The organism is Roseateles koreensis, from assembly GCF_028595305.1.
GTDB lineage: Bacteria > Pseudomonadota > Gammaproteobacteria > Burkholderiales > Burkholderiaceae_C > Paucibacter_A > Paucibacter_A koreensis.
Genome location: NZ_JAQQXS010000002.1, coordinates 346,998 through 369,854 on the forward strand (window position 1 = coordinate 346,998; position 22,857 = coordinate 369,854).

At 62.7% G+C, this 22,857-nt stretch carries 17 protein-coding genes and 1 tRNA gene; 10 read left to right on the top strand and 8 right to left on the bottom strand.

The features are described 5' to 3' along the window. Positions 1 to 331: 331 nt before the first annotated feature. The 4 genes from PRZ01_RS03320 to PRZ01_RS03335 are packed head-to-tail and all read right to left on the bottom strand — an operon-like array spanning position 332 to position 5,025. Positions 332 to 1,897, bottom strand: coding sequence for a sigma-54-dependent transcriptional regulator (locus tag PRZ01_RS03320; protein WP_273595331.1), 1,566 nt, complete (start codon positions 1,895 to 1,897; stop codon positions 332 to 334). A gap of 23 nt (positions 1,898 to 1,920) precedes the next feature. Further along, entirely contained in the window at positions 1,921 to 3,846 is a 1,926-nt protein-coding gene (locus PRZ01_RS03325; RefSeq protein WP_273595332.1) for a sensor histidine kinase, read from the bottom strand. Beyond that, positions 3,843 to 4,094 carry a PP0621 family protein gene (locus PRZ01_RS03330; RefSeq protein WP_273595333.1) on the bottom strand — a complete coding sequence of 84 codons (252 nt, stop codon included), beginning with the start codon at positions 4,092 to 4,094 and terminating at the stop codon, positions 3,843 to 3,845. Before PRZ01_RS03330 ends, PRZ01_RS03325 begins: the two co-directional genes overlap by 4 nt. Positions 4,095 to 4,131: 37 nt before the next feature. Then, a complete protein-coding gene (locus PRZ01_RS03335; protein WP_273595334.1) occupies positions 4,132 to 5,025 on the bottom strand; it encodes a cytochrome C assembly family protein in 894 nt (297 codons plus the stop codon). Between the two features lie 49 nt (positions 5,026 to 5,074). On the opposite strand from PRZ01_RS03335, the gene ffh reads away from it, so the two are divergent. Next, positions 5,075 to 6,463, top strand: a complete 1,389-nt coding sequence (gene ffh, locus PRZ01_RS03340; RefSeq protein ID WP_273595335.1) for a signal recognition particle protein — start codon at positions 5,075 to 5,077, stop codon at positions 6,461 to 6,463. 61 nt (positions 6,464 to 6,524) lie between these two features. On the opposite strand, the gene ftsY is transcribed toward ffh, so the two are convergent. Continuing rightward, positions 6,525 to 7,703, bottom strand: a complete 1,179-nt coding sequence (gene ftsY / locus PRZ01_RS03345) for a signal recognition particle-docking protein FtsY (protein ID WP_273595336.1) — start codon at positions 7,701 to 7,703, stop codon at positions 6,525 to 6,527. A 164-nt stretch (positions 7,704 to 7,867) separates the two neighbouring features. On the opposite strand from ftsY, the gene PRZ01_RS03350 reads away from it, so the two are divergent. Next, entirely contained in the window at positions 7,868 to 8,776 is a 909-nt protein-coding gene (locus PRZ01_RS03350) for a delta(1)-pyrroline-2-carboxylate reductase family protein (RefSeq protein WP_273595337.1), read from the top strand. 117 nt (positions 8,777 to 8,893) lie between these two features. After that, positions 8,894 to 8,970, top strand: a tRNA-Met gene (locus PRZ01_RS03355). Positions 8,971 to 9,196: 226 nt separating this feature from the next. Here the strand turns inward: PRZ01_RS03355 and PRZ01_RS03360 are convergent. Together PRZ01_RS03360 and PRZ01_RS03365 are read right to left on the bottom strand one after the other, a co-directional pair. Beyond that, positions 9,197 to 9,547, bottom strand: a complete 351-nt coding sequence (locus PRZ01_RS03360; protein WP_273595338.1) for a hypothetical protein — start codon at positions 9,545 to 9,547, stop codon at positions 9,197 to 9,199. 199 nt (positions 9,548 to 9,746) lie between these two features. Continuing rightward, positions 9,747 to 11,675: a glycoside hydrolase family 9 protein gene (locus tag PRZ01_RS03365; RefSeq protein ID WP_273595339.1), complete on the bottom strand. Its 1,929-nt coding sequence runs from the start codon at positions 11,673 to 11,675 to the stop codon at positions 9,747 to 9,749. Between the two features lie 224 nt (positions 11,676 to 11,899). Between PRZ01_RS03365 and PRZ01_RS03370 the strand changes: the two genes are divergently transcribed. The 5 genes from PRZ01_RS03370 (at position 11,900) to PRZ01_RS03390 (ending at position 19,040) form a co-directional block, all read left to right on the top strand. Then, the gene (locus tag PRZ01_RS03370) at positions 11,900 to 13,150 is read left to right on the top strand and encodes an ROK family transcriptional regulator (RefSeq protein ID WP_273595340.1); all 1,251 of its coding nucleotides are present in this window, start codon (positions 11,900 to 11,902) and stop codon (positions 13,148 to 13,150) included. A 64-nt stretch (positions 13,151 to 13,214) separates the two neighbouring features. Beyond that, positions 13,215 to 14,189 (top strand): carbohydrate kinase family protein, encoded by a 975-nt coding sequence (locus PRZ01_RS03375; protein ID WP_273595341.1) that lies wholly within the window; start codon positions 13,215 to 13,217, stop codon positions 14,187 to 14,189. Next, positions 14,186 to 15,412 (top strand): MFS transporter, encoded by a 1,227-nt coding sequence (locus tag PRZ01_RS03380; RefSeq protein ID WP_273595342.1) that lies wholly within the window; start codon positions 14,186 to 14,188, stop codon positions 15,410 to 15,412. Before PRZ01_RS03375 ends, PRZ01_RS03380 begins: the two co-directional genes overlap by 4 nt. A 101-nt stretch (positions 15,413 to 15,513) precedes the next feature. Continuing rightward, complete coding sequence (locus PRZ01_RS03385; RefSeq protein ID WP_273595343.1) at positions 15,514 to 18,243, top strand: TonB-dependent receptor; 2,730 nt, start codon at positions 15,514 to 15,516, stop codon at positions 18,241 to 18,243. A gap of 290 nt (positions 18,244 to 18,533) precedes the next feature. Beyond that, positions 18,534 to 19,040, top strand: a complete 507-nt coding sequence (locus tag PRZ01_RS03390; protein ID WP_273595344.1) for a chemotaxis protein CheW — start codon at positions 18,534 to 18,536, stop codon at positions 19,038 to 19,040. Positions 19,041 to 19,055: 15 nt separating this feature from the next. Here PRZ01_RS03390 and PRZ01_RS03395 read toward each other — a convergent pair whose 3' ends face one another. After that, positions 19,056 to 19,973, bottom strand: a complete 918-nt coding sequence (locus PRZ01_RS03395) for a LysR substrate-binding domain-containing protein (RefSeq protein WP_273595345.1) — start codon at positions 19,971 to 19,973, stop codon at positions 19,056 to 19,058. Between the two features lie 289 nt (positions 19,974 to 20,262). On the opposite strand from PRZ01_RS03395, the gene PRZ01_RS03400 reads away from it, so the two are divergent. Together PRZ01_RS03400 and PRZ01_RS03405 are read left to right on the top strand one after the other, a co-directional pair. Further along, the gene (locus PRZ01_RS03400; RefSeq protein ID WP_409993798.1) at positions 20,263 to 21,675 is read left to right on the top strand and encodes a gamma-aminobutyraldehyde dehydrogenase; all 1,413 of its coding nucleotides are present in this window, start codon (positions 20,263 to 20,265) and stop codon (positions 21,673 to 21,675) included. A 66-nt stretch (positions 21,676 to 21,741) separates the two neighbouring features. Beyond that, a complete protein-coding gene (locus PRZ01_RS03405; protein ID WP_273595347.1) occupies positions 21,742 to 22,839 on the top strand; it encodes a polyamine ABC transporter substrate-binding protein in 1,098 nt (365 codons plus the stop codon). Positions 22,840 to 22,857 lie beyond the last annotated feature (18 nt).

Below are 22,857 nucleotides of genomic sequence, written 5' to 3' on the forward strand. Positions count from 1 at the left end.
TGCCATTCAAGCACTACCAATAGCGTATCTATACGCTTGACGCCGTTGATTTGAAACGCTAGGCCGGCTCCCGGAATTAACGCAATTCATGCACTGACCCGCGCCAACCCCGATGCCGACGAGGCCCGTCGGCGCAAGCCCGCATGACGACGGGCTTGGCGCGGCCCATCGCCCGCCAAGCCGCGCCAATGCTGGGGCTATTGAGGCGCACAAAGAAGGTGCATCGCGCGTGCAATCGCCGGCGGCCGGAACTCAGGCGCCCGGCGGAACCCGGAAAAGCGGGTAAATCCCAGGCTCGGCGAAGGTGAATTCGGCGCAGCCGCGAGGGATTTCAGCCGCCCTCGCCGGCCGTGATGTCGAGCCGGGCCATGCGATAACGAATCTGGCGCAATGAAAGCCCCAAGCTAGCACCTGCGGCCGTGCGGTTGAAGCGATGGCGGGCCAGGGCGCGCAGCAGAATTTCACGCTCGACTTCGTCCAAGTAACGCGCCAGGTCAGCGGGCACCTCGTCTTCGGCCAAGGCCGGCAAACCAGCCCATTGAGGTGGCGTGCTGTCGACACCCAAGGGCATGCGAGCCCGTACACCCAGTGAGTCCAGCCCGTCCAATGACCCCATTTGAGAATCATCCAGCACGGAATCAGGCAGCCCCAGGTCCACGGCATCAATCCATTCGCCGCCCGCCATGGCCAGGGCGCGGTGAAGCAGATTCTCCAACTCCCGCACATTGCCGGGAAAGGCATAGCGAGCCAACTGCCCCAACGCCGCAGGTGTCAGGCGCGGCGTGGGCGACACCCCTGCATCCGCCGCAATGCGCGCCAGCACCGTCTCGCTGATCAGGGGCACATCTTCAATGCGCTCACGCAGCGGCGGCACCCGCAGCTGGATCACGTTCAGGCGGTAGAACAAGTCTTGCCGAAAGCGCCCACCAGCCACCTCCGCGCTCAAATCTTTGTGGGTGGCGCTGACAATGCGCACGTTCACCGGCGCCTCCGCCACAGCGCCCACGGGCCGCACCGAGCGCTCTTGGATGGCGCGCAGTAACTTGCTTTGCATGGCCAGCGGCAAGTCGCCGATTTCATCCAAAAACAAGGTGCCACCATCTGCGGTTTGGAAAAACCCTTCTCGGTCTTCGTTCGCGCCAGTGAATGCACCTTTGCGGTAGCCAAAGAATTCAGCCTCCAGCAACTGCTCCGGGATGGCGCCGCAATTGACGGCCACGAATCGCTGGCGAGCCCGCACGCCGCTGTCATGGATGGCGCGCGCGACCAACTCTTTACCAGTGCCCGACTCGCCCTGCACCAAGACCGGCGCCATGCTGCGCGCCACCTTGTCGATGAGCGAATGAACCTCTAGCATCGCGGCAGACCGTCCCGCCAGGCGGCTCAGGGCGACCGGTACAGCCGGCGCTGCCACGGATTTGCCTGCGGTCGGTGCGACGCCAGCACGCAAAGGCTCAGGCATGCGCTGGCCCGCGCTGTCACGGCCGGGCATTGCCGGGGACGCGGCCGCTGCTTGCGGCATCCGCCCGAGTGCTGAGGCCACAACCTGGCGGAACTGCCGCAGATCCACGGGCTTGGTGAGGTAATCGTAGGCGCCGGCCTTCAAGGCCTCAACCGCATTTTCAGCGGAACCGTAGGCGGTGATGACCAGGGTCTTCTCGCGTCGGGCTTGCTGCTCCAGCCACTGCAAAATATCCAGCCCACTGCCGTCAGGCAGGCGCATGTCGGTGATCACAGCGCTATAGGAGCGCGCCTGCAGGCGCGCCAAGGCATCGGCCACCGTGCCTGCCGTGTCCAGTTCATACCCTTCACGCAGCAAGGTCAGTTCATACAGCGTGCGCAGGTCGGGTTCATCGTCAACAACCAGCAGGCTGAATGTCGGGGTCGTAGGGCTCATGCGCTTTGTCGTCGGCCGAAAGATCAATCAAATAAGGTTCGAGTGCCAGCACCCACGCCTACGCCCGAACCACCGGCGATCACTCGCAGCCGCAGACTGAACTCATTGCCGGCTCGGCCTGCGGCTTCACGGCGTTGGTAGGTGATGCTGGCCTCATAGCGTTGGCACAACTCCCGGCAAATGTACAGGCCCAAACCCGAACCTCGGCTGCGGGTCGAGAAGAAAGGCTCGAACAGATGCTGCTCAACATCTGACGGGATAGGCGCACCCACGTTGAAGACACGCAAACAGGCCCAGCGCTGCGGATCGCGAGGCAACTCGGGCTCCAGCGCCAGGGTCACCTCCACGCAAGACGGCCCCAGCTCCGCGTGACGCAAAGCGTTGTCCAGCAAATTGACCAGCACGCGGCGCAAATGCTCCGGATCGAAACCCACCACCAAAGCCTGCAAGGGCACCGTACAACTCAAGGGGTCCGAGGGGCCCGGCGCCAGCTGATTGGTGCGCGCCCAGTCCAGGCAGGTTTCACTCACCAGCAGCGCCGCGTCCACCGGAATGGCGGTTGAAGCCGCGCCTGGTGCCACCTCCAGCACGTCATCCACGATGCGCTTGAGACGCTGCACATTGGCCGCCACCATGCGGGTGAGTTGCTGGCCACGCGGGTCTAGAACGTCTTCGCACAACAGGGCATTCGCCTGGTCGATGGCCGCCAAGGGGTTGCGAATTTCATGCGCGATACCGGCGGAAACCCGACCCATGGCCGCCAGCTTGTCGTGTTGCATTCGGGCCTGCACCTGCCGGTTGTCTTCGACGAACAGGACGCACAAGTCTTCGCTGGTGTCGGACTCACGGCGGCGGGTGAAGCGCATGCGCAAACGCAGGCTGCGCTGCAGCCCACCGTCAAACTGCAAACCCACATCCCGCCCCGCCTCCGGCCACCCGCCTTGCGCAAACGACTGCTCCACGGCCATCACCAGCGGCTCCCAGGCATTCACGCCGCGCAGCTGAAAGGGCGCCGAGCGGCGCAGCGGACCGCGCTCGCCGCCGGCCAGCAAAGCACTGGCGGCAGGATTGGCCGCACGCACACGCCCCCTGCGGTCCACCACCAGCACGCCCTCCTGCATTTCATCGATCACCAGGCGGTTGAGCTCAGCCTGCTGACGGGCAAACTCCATGCTGCCGCGTGCGGCGCGCTCTTCTTTCGCCAATCGGCTGGCCAACTCGCTGGCCAGCAAGGTGATGACAAAAAATCCGCTGCCCACCAGGCCCGCCTGCGTCATGCGCAACCCGACTTCCGCGCCGGTCAGCACCGACCATCCCGCCACGCCCAGCATCAGCAATGCGGCCGCCGCTGCGGTAGCCAGGGCCAACGCGCGCGGTGTCAAGACCCCCGCCATCAATACCGGCAAAACCAACAAGGCGCCGTAATTGACAGTGCCGCCCTGATCGAAGGCATGCAGCACGCCGAACGCGATCAGGTCGAGCCCGATGCTGCTCCACCACTGCGGGCTTGAAACACGCGCCATGGTTTGCGCCGACACGCCCTTTTGCAAGGGCGGCCACAACCACAACACCGCGGCCTGCACGGCGTAAAGGCCGCACAGTGCAATCGTCCAATGCGGCCCGAGCGCCCCAAGCCAGCCCGCAATCAACTGGGTGACCACCAAGGCCCATCCCAGTGCAGCGCGTGCGCCGAGAAACGCCCGGTACAGCCGCGCAAAAGCACTGCCGCCCCGATTGACCGAACGCCGTGCCTGCCGAAAGAAAAACTGCGACTCATGCCCCGGTTCGCCCGCGCCGGCCGCCTCTGCAGCGGCGTCTTCGCCGGATCCATCGCTCAATAGATCGGCCAAGCTTTCCGCGGGCATGGTGTCAACACCCGTGGATGCATCAACACGCACGGTTGACTTTTCCGTGATGGAACCAAACCAGGTGTGCGGCGCTCCGCTCATGCGTTTCGGGCCTGCTCCGCCTCAAAAGCAGCGCGATGCGCCGCTGAGCAGAACATGCCGCCCTTGCCTGGCAACGCATCATCACTTGGCAAATGCACACCGCAACGGGCGCAGCTGACCATGGCCTGCGGCGGCACTGGGCCGGGCACAGGGCGAGCCGACCCCTCTGAACTCGGCGGCCGCGACTGCTTTTTGCCCAGCAAAAAGAACACCAAGGCCAGCAGGGCGATCAATAACAAAAACTTCATGGCAGCAATCTCGGCGTCTAGGGATGTAGGGCTGGATTCAATACGGCACCGGCCTTTGCAGCAAGACTTCCAGCACAAAGCGCGAGCCGGCATAGGACAGCAGTAACAGCATGGCGCCGAAATAGAGCCAACGCGTCGCCCGCCGCCCGCGCCAGCCAAACACCCGGCGTCCGGTGAGCAAGCCCGTTAGCACCAACCAGCCCAAAACTGCCAGCAGGTTTTTATGGTCCCAATGCCACTGCGGCGTGAACCACCAGCCCAGCAAAATTGCCACCGACAAAGCGGCCACGCCCGCGCCCACGAACTGGAAGGTCAGCCGCTCCAGGCGCAGCAAGGGCATGGCGGGCAACCCGGCGCCGGCACCATGAGGTGTCACGCCCGACTTGACGGTCCGCATCATGCGCTCCGCCCGGTTGAGCATCGCCGCGTGCAAGACCGCCACGCCAAACAAGCCATACGACGCCAAACCCAGCAACCAATGCAGCGGCGCCCAGGGCGAGGCCGCATGAGGCCGGCTCTCACCGGGAAAAACAATCGCCAGCAAAACCGCCGCCGCCGCCATCACCGCCAAGACACGGCGCACGCTGGGGAGGGGCAAAAAGCGACTTTCCACCATATAGACCGCAAGCACCAGCCACACAGTGGCAGACAGAGCCGGCGCAAAGCCGAATCGCGTACCCGGCTGCGGCTGCCCAAAGCCGGAGATGTCCAGCAGCAAGGCCAACAAATGCAAGCCCCAGGCTGTCAACAACAGCACCGGCAAACGCGCCACAGAAGACTCAGGCACCGCATCCTCTGGCGGGGCGACCGAGCCTGTGCCGGCGGGGGTGGCACGCCGAACAGCGACCACGATATAGGCCAACGCGGCCGACAAACTGGCGCCGGCCAACAGCAAATCGGAGCCCCCCGAAGATGCGACGGATAAAATCATCCCCACAGTGTACTTTTTGCGCACCGTCTTCCCGGCGGTGCCACCCCTCATGGCTTCCAATTTGACCGACCGCCTCAGTCGCCTCGTGAAAACGATGCGCGGCCAAGCCCGCATCACCGAGAGCAATGTCCAGGAGATGCTGCGCGAAGTTCGCATGGCCCTGCTCGAAGCCGACGTGGCCCTGCCCGTAGTGCGCGACTTCATCGCTCGCGTCAAAGAGAAGGCCCTGGGCCAGGAGGTGGTGAGTTCGCTGAACCCCGGGCAAGTGCTGGTTTCCATCGTCCACAAAGAGCTCAGCGCCACCATGGGCGAAGGCGTGGCGGACATCAACCTCGCCGCCCAGCCGCCCGCCGTCATCCTGATGGCCGGCCTGCAAGGTGCGGGCAAAACAACCACGACCGCCAAACTCGCCAAGCACCTGATCGAAAAGCGCAAGAAGAAGGTGCTAACGGTCTCTGCCGACGTCTACCGGCCCGCCGCTATCGAGCAGTTGAAGACGGTCACGGCACAGGCCGGCGCCGAGTGGTTCCCCTCCGCGCCGGACCAAAAGCCGCGTGACATCGCGCTGGCCGCCATCGACTACGCCAAGAAGCACTACTTCGACGTGCTGCTGGTGGACACCGCCGGGCGCTTGGCCATCGACGAAGCGCTGATGGCCGAAATCCGCGACCTGCACAGCCTCTTGAATCCCGTTGAAACCCTGTTCGTCGTGGACGCGATGCAGGGTCAGGACGCCATCAACACCGCCCGCGCTTTCAAGGAGGCCCTGCCCCTGACCGGCGTGGTGCTGACCAAGTTGGACGGCGACTCACGCGGCGGTGCCGCCCTGTCGGTGCGCCAGATCACCGGCGCGCCGATCAAGTTTGCCGGCGTGTCAGAGAAGATTGACGGCCTGGAAGTGTTTGACGCCGAACGCCATGCCGGCCGCGTACTGGGCATGGGCGACATCGTGGCCTTGGTCGAAGAAGTGACCAAGGGTGTGGACGTGGCCGCTGCGCAAAAACTGGCAGAAAAGCTCAAGAGCGGCAGCGGTTTCGACCTGAACGACTTCCTGGCGCAGATTTCTCAGATGAAGAAAATGGGCGGCCTCGCCGGGCTGATGGACAAATTGCCCACGCAAATGACCGCCAAGGCCGGCCCGCAAGACATGGACCGCGCCGAACGCGACATGAAACGCATGGAAGGCATCTTGAACGCCATGACCGCCAAAGAGCGCCGCCAACCCAATCTGCTGCTGGACGGCAAAAGCAAGGCCAGCCGCAAGCGCCGCATCGCCACCGGCGCCGGCGTCCAGATCCAGGACGTCAACCGCCTGCTGACCCAGTTCGATCAGATGCAGAGCATGATGAAGAAAATGAGCGGCGGCGGCATGATGAAGATGATGAAGAAGCTTGGCGGGATGAAGGGCATGAAGGGCATGATGCCCCCCGGGATGTGAGCCCCCCGGCCTGCGGGCGCTGAATACACGGCGCCCTGCCGCCCGATCACGCTGCCCTGCCTTATTCCAGCAGGGCTTGCGCAAACTCCCGTGCGTTGAAGGTCTGCAGGTCTTCCAGCTTCTCGCCCACCCCGATGAAGTAGACCGGGATGGCGCGTTCGCGAGCGATGGCGGCCAACACGCCGCCTTTGGCGGTGCCGTCCAGTTTGGTGACGATCAAGCCGGTCAGGCCCAGGGCGTCGTCGAAGGACTTGACCTGGCTCAGGGCGTTCTGCCCGGTGTTGCCGTCCACCACCAGCAGCACTTCGTGTGGCGCGTCGGCCTGAGCCTTGGTGATCACACGCTTGATCTTCTTGAGCTCTTCCATCAGGTGCAACTGCGTAGGCAGACGGCCCGCCGTGTCGGCCAGCACCACGTCGCAAGCCCGTGCGCGACCCGCATTGACTGCATCAAACGTGACTGAGGCGGGGTCTCCGCCCTCCTGGCTGACGATCTCCACCTGCGTGCGGTCGGCCCACACCGAGAGTTGCTCACGCGCCGCCGCCCGAAAGGTGTCCGCCGCGGCCAGCAAAACCTTCTGATTCGCCTCGGCAAGATGGCGGGTCAACTTGCCAATGCTGGTGGTCTTGCCCGCGCCATTGACGCCCACCACCATCATCACCGTGGGCGTGTGCACCCCTACCGCCAAAGACTTCTCCAGGGGTTTGAGCAAGGCCGCCAGCGACTCCACCAGCAAGCCACGCACCGCCTGCGGCTCCGTCGTCTTGGTCTCTTTGACGCGGCGCTTCAAATCCTCCAACAAAAACTCGGTGGCCTTCACACCCGCATCGGCCATCAACAGCGCCGCCTCAAGCTCTTCATAGAGCGCATCATCAATGCGCGTGCCCGTGAACACCTGGGCAATGCTAGAGCTGGTTTTGCGCAAACCTTGGCGCAGCTTCTCCATCCAGCTGCGGCGAGGCTCCAAGGCAGGCGCGGGCGCTACGGCCGGCACAGGCACAGGAGCGGGTACCTCCACAGCATCATGCGACGCCGATGGTGCCCGTTCGACCGGTACGCTGGCCGGGGGAACCGGCACCAACTCAGGCGGCACAGCTGCCGCCACCTGGGCCGGAACCGGGTCTGGCGGGGCTGCGGGGATCGGCGCCAGGGCCGGGACAGGCACCACCACGGGAACCGGCTCTGGCGCAGACGTTGGTGGAGGTGCCGCGCCGAATTTTTTCTTGAAAAAACTGAACATCTGAGTGCCTGAGATCCTGGGATCAGCCGCTCCGGAAAACCCGGTTCGGCGAGCGCCCACGCGGCCGGCGCTTGACGCCCCGACCCGAAGCCCCGAATCATAATCGGCCTCCCCGAGCGGCCCGCCGCATCGCCCATCACATCCACCCCACTCCGCAGCCCAGCATGCACATCCACGACGCCACTGCCACCGCCGCGCTGCTCCCCTTCGAGCGTTTGGTCCCCGCCATGGCGCAGGCCATGCAAGACTTGCACAGCGGCCTCATCCACGCCCGCCAGCGCACCGTGCTGCCGCTACCTGAAGGCGGCACCTACCTGGCCATGCCCTGTGCAGATGCCCGCTACGCCGTGACCAAACTGGTGGCCATCACCCCCGCCAACCGGCACCAAGGCCTGCCCACGCTGCAAGGCCGCGTGATCGTGAACGACGCCCGGCATGGCACCCCTCTTGCGGTGCTGGACGGCCCCGAACTGACCGCCCGCCGCACCGCCGCCGTCACCCTGCTGGGCATCAACACCTTGACACGGCAAACCCCCACGCGCATTGCATTGGTCGGCACCGGTGCCCAGGCACGCATGCACGCCCTGGCCATGGCCGAGCTTTGGCCGGGCGTGGCGCTGCGTAGCGTCGGGCGCCCCCCCGCACAAAGCGAACAATTTGTGGCCCACCTTAAAGCACAACACCCCACGTTGAATATCTGCGCTCTGCCCCTGGAGCACGCCCTGCACGAGGCCTGCGTCGTCGTGACAGCCACCACCTCACTCAGCGCCGTGCTGCCAGAAGCGGCGGATGCGATTGACCCTTCCACCCTGATCGTCGGCGTGGGCAGCTTCACCCCGCAAATGGCCGAACTGCCCGCCCGCGCCATTCAAACCCGCCAAGTCTGGGTAGACGACTGGGACGGCGCGCAGCACGAAGCCGGCGACCTGCTGCAAGCCAAGGTCAATTGGCGCACCGTCCGCCCCCTGCATGAAGCCCTCGCCCAACCCCAACTGCCCCAAGCCCCCATGCTCCTGAAAACAGTGGGCCACGCCGCCTGGGACCTCGCCGCCGTTCGGGTCGCCCTGAACTGAACCCCTGCGTCCGACATCCAGCACCCGGAGCACAACGTCTTCAGCAAAGAGTTTTCAAAACAATTTCATAAAATTCTTGCGCCCGCAAAAATTTCGGTGCTATAGTAGAGGGCTTGAGGCGCTTTAGCTCAGCCGGTTAGAGCGACGGAATCATAATCCGCAGGTCCGGGGTTCGAATCCCTGAAGCGCCACCAAAAAATGGAAGCCTTGTAAGTCAGCGACTTACAAGGCTTTTTCATTTCCAGGGGTTCCGCTTAAGCCCCGTTAAGATACCGCGCCTCGCGTGATGCGAGGTGTAGCCGAACAGGCAATGCACGACAAGGCTGTTACTCGCTGCGCAGCAACCCCGACCATTCCACACCTCTGGGGATGCGCCCGCCACTCAATGGCTTTGTCGCAAGCGATGGCTTCTCAAACATGTCAATTGCTCAGGGCACACCCGTTTTCGCAGCCCTCACCGAAATAGTTAAGTACAGGTGCTTTCGAGTGAGTTTTTAACGCCGCCGGTTTTTGAAAATCCGGCTTCATGTGTTTGCGTTTGAAGGCGGCACAATCAAAGGGTGAACCTTCCGAAGTTGGCGCGTCCATGCAATTCGCGTAGTTGGAGTTGTCTCGCAATGCGATGCCGGCTGATGGTGGGTTGCGTTCCAATTGCCGCTGAATTCGGAGTCCGGCAACATCATTGGGTGGTCTCGCCTGCGCGAAATGCACGCCTCCGAGGAAAACCAAAAGTGCAGTCAAAGCAAGAATCGAACGGCGAACTGCTTCCATCGCAATCTCCTGATTCAACTGCTGGCACCAATCAGCGTCAGCATCGAACGAGAAAATTCTCGATCAGGTTACCGTCGATGCACAGGTAACTAATTACACTTGATTTCGCTTGAGTGCTGACCAGTTGCATTCTTTGGGGCAGGAAGTGGCTTGGGTGCACAGAAATAGCGCTCAATCAGCGGCGGCAGCGGTACCCTCCTCACTGCGCCAGTGTCACAGCGGCTAGCAGAAACCAAGTCGAGTGAGGCAGCCATTGCTCGACCCAGCGCCATTGGTTTTCATCCGGCCCCGGCGCGAAGGTGATGCCTGCACCCGTCGCGCTTAGCGTGGCGCCAGTGATGCCGTTTGAGATGCCACCCACCACCATCTCCCCTGCGCTCTCGGCACTGGGCGGGTTGTGCGAGCCAAAACCGTACAAGAGGGTGATGCCGTAAGGGTTTCGCCCCAACGTCCAGTCCATCTGGTTTTGCGCAAATTCGGCCAGCGCCTGACTTACGCCGAAGCTCCCCCGCGGCTCAGCGGCCACAAGGCGCCCACCCATCACGGCCGCAGCACTGAGCGAGGCCAGGCTCGCACTCTCCCCTTGCCACCAATACTGGGTCTCGTTGTCATGCGGCATGAAAAACCCTGTTTGCACCTTGGGCGAGAGCTGGCCCTTCTTGTAGGTGCTGAAGGTTTGCCGGGCGTAGTTATACGGGTTGGCTACACCTTGGTTCAAGGCCAATTGGTGTTTTAACGATGCAGCCACGGTCTGGCGTGCCTGCTGCACGTGCAGCACATCCGTTTCCAGCTCCAGATAGTTGACCAGGCTGATCACCGGCATGCCGGCTTCCACGCCATGGTAGTAAGGGCGCGACCCGGCATCGCTAACGAACCAACCCTGCGGCGTCATGCGTTGATACAGATGCTGGGCGCGCAGGCGTGCGGCCTCCAGGTAGATGGGTTTTTCGGTGGCCCGAAGCAGCTCGGTGGCGGCGATCAGCGCGGTGTAGTCGTCAATGATGTTTTCGGTACCGTCTGCGCAGTACCGGGTGTTGTTGCGCTGCAGGTGATCAAAAGCACGCTCGGCGTCCGCCAAGTATTGCACCCCTGCAAATTCGCCCTGCTGCCCTGACTTCTGCGCAAGCATCGACGCCCGAGCCAACGCCGCAATAGCCGCCCCCCCACCGGCGCGGAAGGCCGCTTTGTAATTGCGGGTGTAATTGCCCTCCAGGCCTTCAAAGCCCGTCACCATGCGCTCAGCGTTGTCTGTGCCCCATTTATCAAACACGGTCAGGTAGAAATACCCCTCCGGGTCGAGGATGCGGTGCAAGTAGTCTGCACCCCAGAAGACTTCACGCAAAACCCGTGCATCAAGTTTCGCCTCGGCATACAGCGCCGGTGCGCTGTCATAGGTCTTGGCCAACACCCAGGTCACCAAGGGTGCCTGCTGCGGATTGAAGAAATTGGCATACGACAAGTGCGAGAGGTACTTGCCCGTATCACCGCCCGCGTCCTTCCAGCCGCCCCAGACATCGACAAAACGGTCGGTGTCGAAAATGCGGATGTGCCGATCCCCTTCCCCTACATGGCGATTGGCATGAAAGTAGTCCAGCAGTTGAGCTGCAGTCGCCGCAAACAGGGCATGGACGCCCACCTTGACGGGCGCCGACACCGCCCGCCGCCCGCCAACAAATGCCTCCACGCGGTAGACCCCGTCTTCCGCCAGGGCGGAAAAATCGGCAGCGAAATAGCGCCTGCCTGGTCCCCAGGCCTGAAATGCCGGGAGGCGGGTCAGCGGCCCTTGCAGCACCACCGCACCGTCGCGGGTGAGTTTGAAATGGGCGCGTCCAGCGCCGGTCGCGTCCAGCGCCTCCGAGGCTTCCACCACCGCCACCTTGGGCCCCAGACGTTCAAGCGCAACCTCGTTGAGACGCACGACCAAGCCCGGCGCTGGGGGGCGACCAATCGTGACGAGCGAGGGAGTTGGCGCCATTGGTACAGCAGCGTGTGGCGACGCCTGCTCCGCTTCCCCGGCGCGGGCGCTGCCGGCGAGGCCTTGAGCGGCAATGGCGGCGGAGGCCGCACAGGCAAGCACCCACAAACCCTGAGCGGCTGTCGCCCGCATCCCGTTTAAATTTCGTGTCATGGATTTCGGCTTTGGCGAACGTACAAGATGGCGACGATAAGCCGGCAGCCGACCCGCTGTCAATAAAAACAAACATCGGATGGAAATAATATCCAATCGCGAGCCACACCCTCAATTTCCGGGTTTACCCGGAATCCACTCGCGTATCATCCGAAGCCACCGCGCCCTGCCCGGCGCCCCACCATGAACATGATGGACACAGGACCTCTCAAAGCATGCAAACGGTGAACCGCGGAACCACCCAGCAATCGAGCGCCCCCTACAACCGGCGCATCGTTCTTGATTTGATTCGACGCTTGGGCTCGATTTCCCGCAAAGAGATCGTCGATATGGTGTCGCTCAGCCCGCAAACCGTGGCCAACATCACCAACGATCTGGAGTCCATCGGGCTGATCGTTTCGCGACGACTCAAGACCGAAAAGTCACGCGGCCAACCCCCCATAGCCTTCGAGTTGAACCCCAACGCCGGTTGCGCCATCGGCATCAGCCTGGAGCCCGGCCGCGCCAGTGCCGCGCTGGTGAATCTGGTGGGCGACGTGCTCAAACGCAGTGACGCCGAAGTCGATACCAGCGATCGCCGCAAGGTGCTGGCAGCCATGGTGAGCCTGGTCAAGGAACTGCTGGTCAAGCGCCCCGTGGCCGAGCGGCTTTGGGGGATTGGCGTGGCATTGCCTGGCCCGCTCGTGGCCACCGACATCAGCTTTGTCGGCCCGACGGCCATGGAGGGATGGACCGATCTATCTGTGTTTGACGACCTCCGTGACGCCACCCGAATGCAGGTGTTCTACAGCGTCGACAGCGTGGCCGGCGCCCTTGGTGAAACCTTGTTCGGCGTGGCCAAGACGCTGGACAATTTTTTCTACCTCCACCTGGGCCTGGGCCTGGGTGGCGCCTTGGTGGTGAACCGCTCCACCTACCGCGGTGCGAATGGCAATGCCACCGAAATTGGCCACATCCCCGTGGTGCCTGGCGGGCTCGCCTGCTACTGCGGAAACTCCGGTTGCCTGGAGCGTTATCTGTCACTGCATTCACTCGGTGAGGCGCTGAATGTTGACGATCATCTGGTGCGCGAGATGGAGATCGTGTCTCGCCTGAGCGACCCCAGCGAGGAGGCCCTGCATGCCTGGTGCCGGCAGGCCGCGTTGCGCCTGCGCGATGCCGTGTGCATCATTGAAAACATGCTGGACCCGCGCACGATCGTGATCGGCGGATCCGCCCCCAAAGCCTTGGTCGAGCACCTGGTGAAACTGGCGCAACCGCTGCACCGCTCGGTCCGTGGCGGCGTTGCCCCCGACGGCGAGCGGATCGTCCTGTCCGAGCGCCAGGAAGACAGCTCTTTGCTGGGCGCCGCCGTGCTCCCCATCTACGACATGCTCTCCCCGAGGCTTGAAGTCTTGCAGCAAGACCGGCGCCCTGACGCCGATGTGGCGGAGCTTCTGGGGCAGCGGGACATGGGCCGGGTGGGTCGGCTTTAAATATTTACATCCAGTTGATTTAATAATTGACAAGGCATAAATCGCCGACCTATAGTCGGCGCCCATGCACACCCACACCGCACCACTTCTCATCGTTGGCGACATTGGCGTCGACCTGGTCATGGGGCCGATCGCGGCATGGCCCCAGATTGGCACCGAGTCCATCATGGAACGCAGCGAACTCCGTGCCGGAGGCTCGGCCGGCAATGCCGCCTTGGCGGTTCGCCACCTGGGTCGGCAGGCGCATCTGATCTCAGCCGTGGGACACGATGATTTCGGCAACTGGCTGGCGCAACAGTTCCACGGCTTGCAAACCTCCCTGCAGGTTTGCGACACCGGCACTACCGTGTCGGTCGGCATCATGCACGCCTGCGGCGAGCGCAGCTTCTTCACTACGCGCGGGCATCTGGAGCATTTGTCGGTGGCACATGTGCAGGCCAACTTGCCAGTGCCGCAGCCCACACCCACGCAGCCATTGGCGCTCTTGTCGGGTGTCTTTCTGGCGCCCGGCTTGCGTCCGCACTACCCGGCCCTGCTGGCCACGCTGAAAGCGGCGGGCTACCAAGTGGCGCTAGACACCGGCTGGCCCCCATCGTCTTGGGATGCGGCGCTGCGCGCTGAAGTCAGCGGCTGGCTCGCGCACTGCGATCATTTGCTGATCAACGAGCTTGAAGCCAAAAGCATTGCCGACATCGACGACCTGGACGCCGCGATGGCGCACCTCCGCACTCTGCTCGCCCCCTCCGCCAGCCTGGTCGTGAAAGCCGGGCCACGCGGTGCCATCGGGCTGGAACAAGGCGCGCCCATCGAGTGCAGTTCCCGCAGGGCGGCCATCTTCGACACCATCGGTGCCGGCGATGCCTTCAACGCCGGCTACCTGCTGGCCCGACAGTCCGGCGCGGCGCTGGCGCAGGCCATGCAAGCGGGCTGCGATGCGGCCTTCCATATTCTGTCCAGATTTCCGCGTGGGCAAATCAAGCCCGGCGAGTTGGCAGCTTGCGCGCAGCCCGCAAGCCTGAGCAGCACGGAGGCCGCATGAACGCACGCGCCCTCACGATTGGCTACATCCTGCTGATTTGGTTCGTTATTTCCTTCGTCACCAACCTGATCGGGCCGCTGATGCCCATCATCATTCAGGACTTTCATCTCAGCCTGGGGCTGGCCGGCTTTCTGCCGTTTTCCTTCTTCCTGGCCTATGGCCTGGTGTCCATCCCAGCGGGCACCCTGGTGGAGGCGCGCGGCCCACGCACCACGCTGCTTGCGGCCTTCGGCCTGAATCTGCTGGGCTCGCTGGCCATTGCCTTGAAGCCCGATTTCGTGAGCACCATGGGCGGCCTGTTCGTGATCGGGCTGGGCATGGCCATGCTCCAGGTTGTGATCAACCCGCTGATGCGCACGGCTGGCGGGGAGGCTCACTTTGCCTTCTATTCGGTGATGGGGCAGCTTGTCTTTGGCTTCGCCTCCTTCGTCAGCCCGCTGGTGTTTGAGCACTTGATGGCGCGGCCCGGTGCAAGCCAGGAGACGCTGGTTTGGGTGGCGTTCTATTGGGCCTTCACCATCCTGTTCATCGCGCTGATCGTTGGCACCGCCCGGCTGCCGCTCCCGGAGGTTGAACTCAAGGACGAAGAAAAAGCCGGTGGGCTGGACACCTACAAGGCACTCATCCGGCAACGCGATGTCAGGCGCTTTTTCTTCGGCATCGTGGCCTATGTGGGCACCGAACAAACACTGGCCAACTGGATGTCTCAGTTCTTGAGCACCTATCACCAAATTTCACCCACCGCTGAAGGCGCGAGCGCGGTAGGCGCTTTCTGGGGCCTGATGTCTTTGGGGTGCTTGCTGGGCCTGCTCCTGCTCAAGCTGCTGGACGCCAAAGTGGTGCTGGGCCTGTTCGCAACCTTGGCTCTGGCCTGCGTGGCTGCGGCATTGTTCGGGCCCGCGCCGCTCGCCCTGTTTGCATTTCCGGCCAGCGGGTTTGCCTTGTCGGTGATGTTTTCAATCATCTTCTCGCTCGGCCTCAACTCGGTGCCCGACAACCACGGCGCCCTGTCTGGAATTCTCTGCACCGGCATCCTGGGCGGCGCCGTCGTGCCCCTGCTGGTGGGCTTGCTGGGCGACCAAGTCGGGCTACGCCCGGCGATGACGGTGGTCTTTCTCACGCTGGGTTTCATCTTGAGCATGGCTTGGTGGGCCCAGCCCCTGGTTCGCAATGAGACCGTGCGCGTGAGCGAGCTGTTCAAGCGCCGCCACGCCACCCCCTAGCGCGAATAAGCGCGCGCCCCACCCTATTTTTTGCTGTCGAACGTCAACCCATCAACCCAGAGCGCCGCCGCGAACTCGCCCGGCCAGTGCAAGGAAATGCGATGAACAATAAGCGACTCAAGCCCGTAGCCCTGGCCGTTGCCATGGCGCTGAATACCCTGTGCCTCGGCGCAAACGCGCAGTCCGCCGACAGCGCGCCCAAGGCTGAAGCCGGCACAACACCGGCGCAGCTGGACCAAGTGATCGTCACCGGCATTCGGGCATCACGCCAAAACTCGCTGGTCAAAAAGCGGGACGCTGACTCGGTGATGGACGTGGTCACAGCCGAAGACATCGGCAAATTGCCTGATAAAAACGTGGCCGATGCGGTGCAGCGCGTGCCCGGTGTCAACATCAGCTCCGGCTCGGGCGGGCAAGGCGGCTTCTCGGAGAACGATCGGGTCAGCATTCGCGGCACCAATCCCAGCCTGACGCAAACCACGGTCAACGGGCACACAATTTCCACCGGCGATTGGTACATCGGCGACCAGTCAGGCACGGTGGGGCGCAGCGTGAGCTTCACCCTGCTGCCCTCCGAGATCGTGAGTACGGTCGAGGTGCAGAAAAGCTCGCAGGCCGACTACATCGAAGGCGGCACCGCCGGCAATGTAAACATCGTGACCCGCTCGCCGCTGGACTTCAAAAAGCAATTGACCCTCGAGGCTACTGTTCAAGGACTGTATGCCGACCTGCCCGGCCAGTGGGACCCACAAATGAATGCCCTGGTGAACTGGAAAAACGACACCCAGACGATGGGCGTGCTGTTTCAGGTGTTCTCTGAGTCCCGGCACGAGCGCCGGGACGGGCAGGAGGTGTTTTTGCTGGGCAAAGGCACGATCGGTGATCCCAGCGACAACAGCAGCGCAGTTGTCGCCGCCCATCCCGACCTGAACGGCGTGAGCTATCCCACGCAGATCGGCTCCGCAGCGTTCACCCAGACCAGCAAGCGCGAAGGCGGTTTGATCGACGTGCAGCTCCGGCCCAGTCAATCGCTAACGCTGGATCTCAACGGCTTTTATTCCAGATTCAAAGGCACGAACCTGGACACCAACTTCATGGCCAGCCCCAGCAATCTGCTGGGCCAGGGCATTTCACCCACCCGCTATACCGTGGTGAACAGCACGCTGGTGGCCGCCGACTTCCCGGCCACGAGCTACAACGCCAATGACCCTCAACCCGGCGGGACCCAGGCCTTTCCGGGCTTGCGCGACTCCATCTACCGGCCCAACGCGGGGTCTTCGTCAGCGTATCTGGACCTTGACGCCAAGTACAAACCAAACGACACACTCACACTGACCAGCAAAGTCGGCTACACCCGGGGTATCGGAGAAACGCCACACGACTACGGCTACGAGGCCTACCTGATCAACTCGCCCATGAGCTACCAGCTGCACGGCACCAAGGGGCCGGGCGACGTGGCCTTCCCCGGCGTGGACACCACGCAGTTCAACAATGCTGCCAACGTCACCAACGGCGGCAGTTGGTCAGGCTCGACCCAGGTGAAGGATGAAGAATCCTATGGCCAGGTCGATGCCCTGTTGATGGTGGACGACGGCATCTGGGAGAGCGTGAAGTTCGGCCTGCGCTACGCCGACCACAAACGCAGCGCCTACAGCGTGAACTACAACTGCTCGGCCGACCCCAGCGCCCCCTGCATGAACAACCCAGGGCAGGCCTTGCCCATGCCGGCCTGGAGCGGCACCGTGTCGCCCGCCAACTTTGGATCGGGCTTGAACGCCGGACCCAATTTTCTGTCACGCTTTTGGACCTTGAACCCCAATGACATTGCCGCCTGGCAATCCACGTACAACAACGTGAACACCGGCCCCAACTACCAAAGCAATTTCACCATCCGCGAGAAAGACACGGCGGCATATGCCATGGTGAACCTGTCGGGCGCCAAATGGCGCGGCAATGTCGGCCTGCGCGTGGTCAACACCCATCAAGAAGGATCGGCCTACAGCGTCGAGGTCAACAGCGGCGACATCACGCCCATCAATGCCACGCATAACTACGTGAATGTGCTGCCCAGCGCCAACTTCAAATTCGACATTTCCAAAGAATGGGTGGCACGGATCGCCGGCTCCGAGACCATGTCGCGCGCCGACTTTTCATCGCTCTCGCCAGCGGTCACGCTGAACAACATCAACTTGACCGGCTCAGGCGGCAATGCAGACCTGAAGCCCATTCGCTCCATCAACTACGAAGGTACGCTGGAGTGGTACTACGCGCCGCAGTCGCTTTTGTCGTTCGGTGTGTTCACCATGGACATGCCCTCTTACGTGGCCTTTCAGTACGCGCCCAAGCCCTATCTGAACACGGCCACCCAGCAGATCGACACCTTCATCGTCACCTCGCCCTACAACGTGGCCGCAAAAAACAAGGGCTTTGAATTGGCGTGGCAGCAGCCGTTCTGGAAGAACTTCGGCGTGCTGGCCAACTACTCCTACGCGTCGGGCCATACGGCGGACGGCGCTGACCTGGTCGGCCTCTCCAAAAGCACCTACAACGCCGAGCTGTACTACGAGAATGAAGGCTTCAGCACCCGCGTGGCCTACACCTACCGCTCCTCCTTCCTGGTGGGCCTGGCCAACGTCACCCCGCAGTACGCAGCGGGTGTGGGCACACTGGCCGCCTCCATCAACTACAAGGTCAACGATCACCTGACCGTCGCCCTGGACGGCCTGAACCTGAACAACCCCGTCATCAAGTACTACTCCAATGCCGAACAACCCCAGGCGTTCTATACCAGCGGGCGGCAATTCTTCTTGGGCGTGAGGTTGTCGATGTAAATCGGCATCGGCCAGCCGCTGATATCGAACAAAACCCCTGCCCACCCGCAGGGGTTTTTTCGTTGGGGGGTGGTCTATTTATTGACGGCATGCCAGCAACGCTCCGCACGGACGGGCGCAAACTGCGGATCAAAGTTTTTGCCAAAACTTGGGCTTTTACCGAAACCTCGGCTTTTTTTGGTTTGATCCCGCGATCCCCAAAGGTGAAAAGTGGCTAAATTAGCGCCTGGGCCCTGCCCAGCCTCCCCTGGCTTTGACCTTGTCCACCACGTTTGCTGTCAACGACATTCATGACTTCTACCGATCTGGTTTCCCAATCTGGCATCCACGCGCTTCAGACCACCGGTCAAGCCCGGCCCCAATGCAGCCAATTCCTGACGTTTCGCGTCGGGGAGGAAGAGTACGGCCTGGACATCTTGCGTGTGCAGGAAATTCGCTCCTACGAAGCGCCCACCCGGGTGGCGAATGCACCGGACTTCATCAAAGGGGTGACGAATCTGCGCGGCGTGATCGTGCCGATTGTTGATTTGCGCATGCGCCTGGGCCAGGTGGGTGAGTACAGCAGCTTCACGGTCACCATCGTGCTGCATGTCTGCCAGCGCATTGTGGGCATCGTGGTTGACTCGGTGTCGGACGTGCTGGAGCTGACCGCGGATCAAATCAAGGCTCGCCCTGAAGTCGCCGCCGCTCTGGACGCACGCTTCATCACCGGCCTGGGCAAAATCGGCGAGCGCATGCTGATCTTGCTGGACATTGAAGCCATGGTCGCCAGCCCGGATTTCGGCCTGATCGACTGAAGACCATTCACGCAGCTACCAGCCCTTGGCGCGCGACTGCTGCTCGCGTGCCAGGGCGATAAAGGCCGTCACCACGTCGCGAATATGTGAGCCCCGGCGCCAGACCAGGCCCACGTCGATGCTGGGCAGCGCGTCGCGCAGGGTGCGCACCTCGATCCGATCGGCGTCCAGGGTCCAGGGGCGATAGAGAAAATCGGGCAGGATGGCGATGCCCGCACCGCGCCCGACGAGCGAGCGCACCGCCTCCAGCGAAGAGGTGCGCAGCAACACCTCGGGCAGCAAGCCGTGGCGCGCCCAAACGCCCTTCAACACCGCGTCGACCCGCGCAACCTCTAGCACCACCTGAGGCTGCGTTGCGCATTGCGCCAGCGACAACTCACTCTCCGCCGCCAGCACATGGGTGGAAGCCAGCCAGACCCGGTTGGTGGAATGGGTCAGCGGCTCGACCACCAAGGCCTGCGGGTCGCCCAACTCGTTTGAAATCATGATGGCCAGGTCCACCTCGCCATTCACCAACAAATGCTCCAGAAACTGCGGCGCGTCTTCCACCACCGACACCTTGACCAAGGGATGCGCACGCTGAAAGCGTGTGAGCAAGTCGGCCAGGTAGTAGCCCGCCACCAGGCTGGTCACACCGATGGTGAGGCTGCCACGCATCTGGTGCTCATCTTCGCTGCCGACCATACCAGCCTCGGCCACAGCCTCCACCACCTTGAGTGCGCTGGCCTTGAATCGATAGCCGTCCTTGGTCAAGGCCATGCCGCGCGGGGTGCGGTCAAACAGCCGGCGCCCGACCGCTTCTTCCAGCTCCTGAATGCTCTTGGTCACCGCCGATTGCGCAATATTGAGCAAGCGCGCAGCGGCCGCAACCGACGCCGTGTCAGCAACAGCCAGAAAGTAGCGGAATTGTTTGAGGGTAATGCGCCGCAGCATGGCAATGAGTGAGCACTCTCGCTAAGAGATATCAATGGTCTCGAATCTAGGGCTAGACAAGGATTCAAACGCCATTCTTGAATCCAATAAAGCCCAAAATCCTCGTAAAAACCCTTAAGGGCTGGCAACGATATCACTTTTTTAGATAGCAAGGCTGTCAAATATTGAACTATGCGGTCCTGAATGGCAGACATAGAGTCCGGTCCATCAACATGCGGCTGATCCGAAAATTGATCAGAAAACCTGAATGACCACGCTCCGCGACCGCTCGGCCCCCTTTGCCACCCAACTGCTGATCGACCAGCAACTGGTGCGCGGTGAAGGTGCCGCAGAAACCATCGTCAACCCCGCTACCGGAGAAACGCTCTGCGACGTGCCTGAGGCCTCGCCCGAGCAAGTGCAGCGGGCCATCTCGGCGGCCAGCCGGGCCTGGGACGCCTGGTCGCAGACCACGCCGGCCGAGCGTGGCCGCCTGTTGTTGAAGCTGGCCGATGTGGTGGAAGCCCATGCAGACGCCTTCGCCACCCTCGAATCCCTCAACTGCGGCAAGCCCCTGGCGCCGGTGCGCAACGAAGAATTGCCAGCCATCGTGGATTGCCTGCGCTATTTCGCCGGTGCGGCGCGTTGCCTCAATGCGCCGGTGGCGGGTGAATATGCCGCCGGCTACACCAGCATGATCCGACGCGACGCCATCGGCGTGATTGGCGCCATCGTGCCCTGGAACTATCCGCTCATGATGGCCGTGTGGAAGCTCGCGCCCGCACTGGCCGCGGGCAACACCCTGGTGCTCAAGCCCAGCGAGCAGACGCCGCTGAGCGCCTTGTTGTTCGGCACGCTGGCGGCTGAAGTGCTGCCCAAGGGCGTGCTGAACATCGTGTGCGGGCGCGGCGCCAGCGTCGGGCAGCAATTGATCGACCACCCCCACGTGCGCATGGTGGCACTGACCGGTGATCTATCAACCGGCCGCAAGGTTTTGCAGGCAGCGGCGGGTTCACTCAAGCGCACGCACATGGAGCTGGGCGGCAAGGCACCGGTGCTGGTGTTTGATGACGCCGACCTGAAAGCCGTCGTCGAAGGCATTCGCGTGGCCGGCTATTACAACGCCGGCCAGGACTGCACGGCGGCCTGCCGGATTTACGCCGGCCCCAAGATTTACGAAAAACTGGTGGCGGACCTCAGCAGCGCCATCGCCTCGCTCAAGATGGGTGTGCCGCAAGAGGCTGACGTTGAACTCGGGCCGCTGATCTCGAGCCGCCAGCGCGAGCGCGTGGCCAGCTTTGTCGAACGTGCGCAGATGCAAGGCCATATGGAAGTGACCGCCGGCGGCAAGCTGCGGCGCGGCCCGGGCTTCTTCTACGAACCCACTGTCATTGCCGGCGCCCGGCAAGAAGACGAAATCGTGCAGCGCGAAGTCTTCGGGCCCGTGGTGTCCGTCACCCGCTTCACCGACACCGAGCAAGCCGTCAACTGGGCCAACGACTCCGACTACGGCCTGGCCTCCAGCGTCTGGACGCAAGACGTGGGCCGCGCCCTGTCGGTCGCCCGGCGCCTGCAGTACGGCTGCACCTGGGTCAATGCCCACGGCCTGTTCGTCAATGAAATGCCGCACGGCGGCACGAAGTCTTCGGGCTACGGCAAGGACATGTCCGTGCTCTCGCTGGAGGACTACACCGTCGCCCGCCATGTGATGGTCAAGCTCTGAACGCGGCCGCCCCAGGCCGATCAACCCACTCCGACCCCGCCAACCCTTACCTCCGGAAACCACACCATGAAGTCTAAGACTCTGGGCGCCATCGCCCTTGCTCTGGGCGCGCTGACGGCAGCGCATGCTCAGGAAGAAAAAGTGCTGAACGTCTACAACTGGTCGGACTACATCGCCGAAGACACGTTGAAGAATTTCGAGAAAGAGACCGGCATCAAGGTCCGCTACGACAACTTCGACAACCAGGAAATCGTCCACGCCAAGCTGGTGGCCGGCAAGACGGGTTATGACGTGGTGGTGTCCTCGGCCTTCTGGGCCAAGCTGCAGGCCGACGGCGGTTTGCTGCGCAAGCTCGACAAGAGCCAGATGCCCAACCTGAAGTACCTCGACCCCGCCGTGCAGACCCAGTTGGCCAAGCTCGATCCCGGCAACCAATACGGCGTGGACTGGCTGTGGGGTTACACCACGGTGGGCATCAACGTCGACAAGGTCAAGGCCGCGCTGGGCAGCACGCCCATGCCCGAGAACGCCTGGGACCTGTTCTTCAAGCCCGAGTACATCTCCAAGCTCAAGAGCTGCGGCGTGAGCGTGCTGGACTCGTCCACGGAGTTGGTGCCTGCTGCCCTGCACTATCTGGGCAAGCCCGCCTACAGCAAGAACATGGCCGACTACCAGGGCGTCACGCCCCTGCTCAAGGCCATCCGCCCGTATGTGAACCTGTTCAGCTCCTCCGGCTACATCAACGACATGGCCAACGGCTCGATCTGCCTGGCCTTGGGTTGGTCGGGTGACATCAACATCGCCCGCCAGCGCGCCATTGACGGCAAGACCGGCCAGAACATCGAGGCGCTGATCCCCAGCACCGGCGGCATCCTGTTCTTCGACCTGATGGTCAGCCCGGTCGACGCGCCCCACCCGGCCAATGCCGAGAAGTTCATCAACTACATCATGCGCCCCGAAGTGCAGGCGGCCTTGACCAACAAGGTGTTCTACGCCAACCCCAATGCCGAGTCGAAAAAGCTCGTCAAGCCCGCCGTGGCGAACAACCCCACCGTCTTCCTGAGCGATGAAGCCATGAAGAAGATGGTGATGCCCGAGGCCATCAACAACGACATCCGTCGCACGATGACCCGCATCTACACCAGCTTCAAGACCGGTCTTTGAACGTCCTCCTGCCCGAAC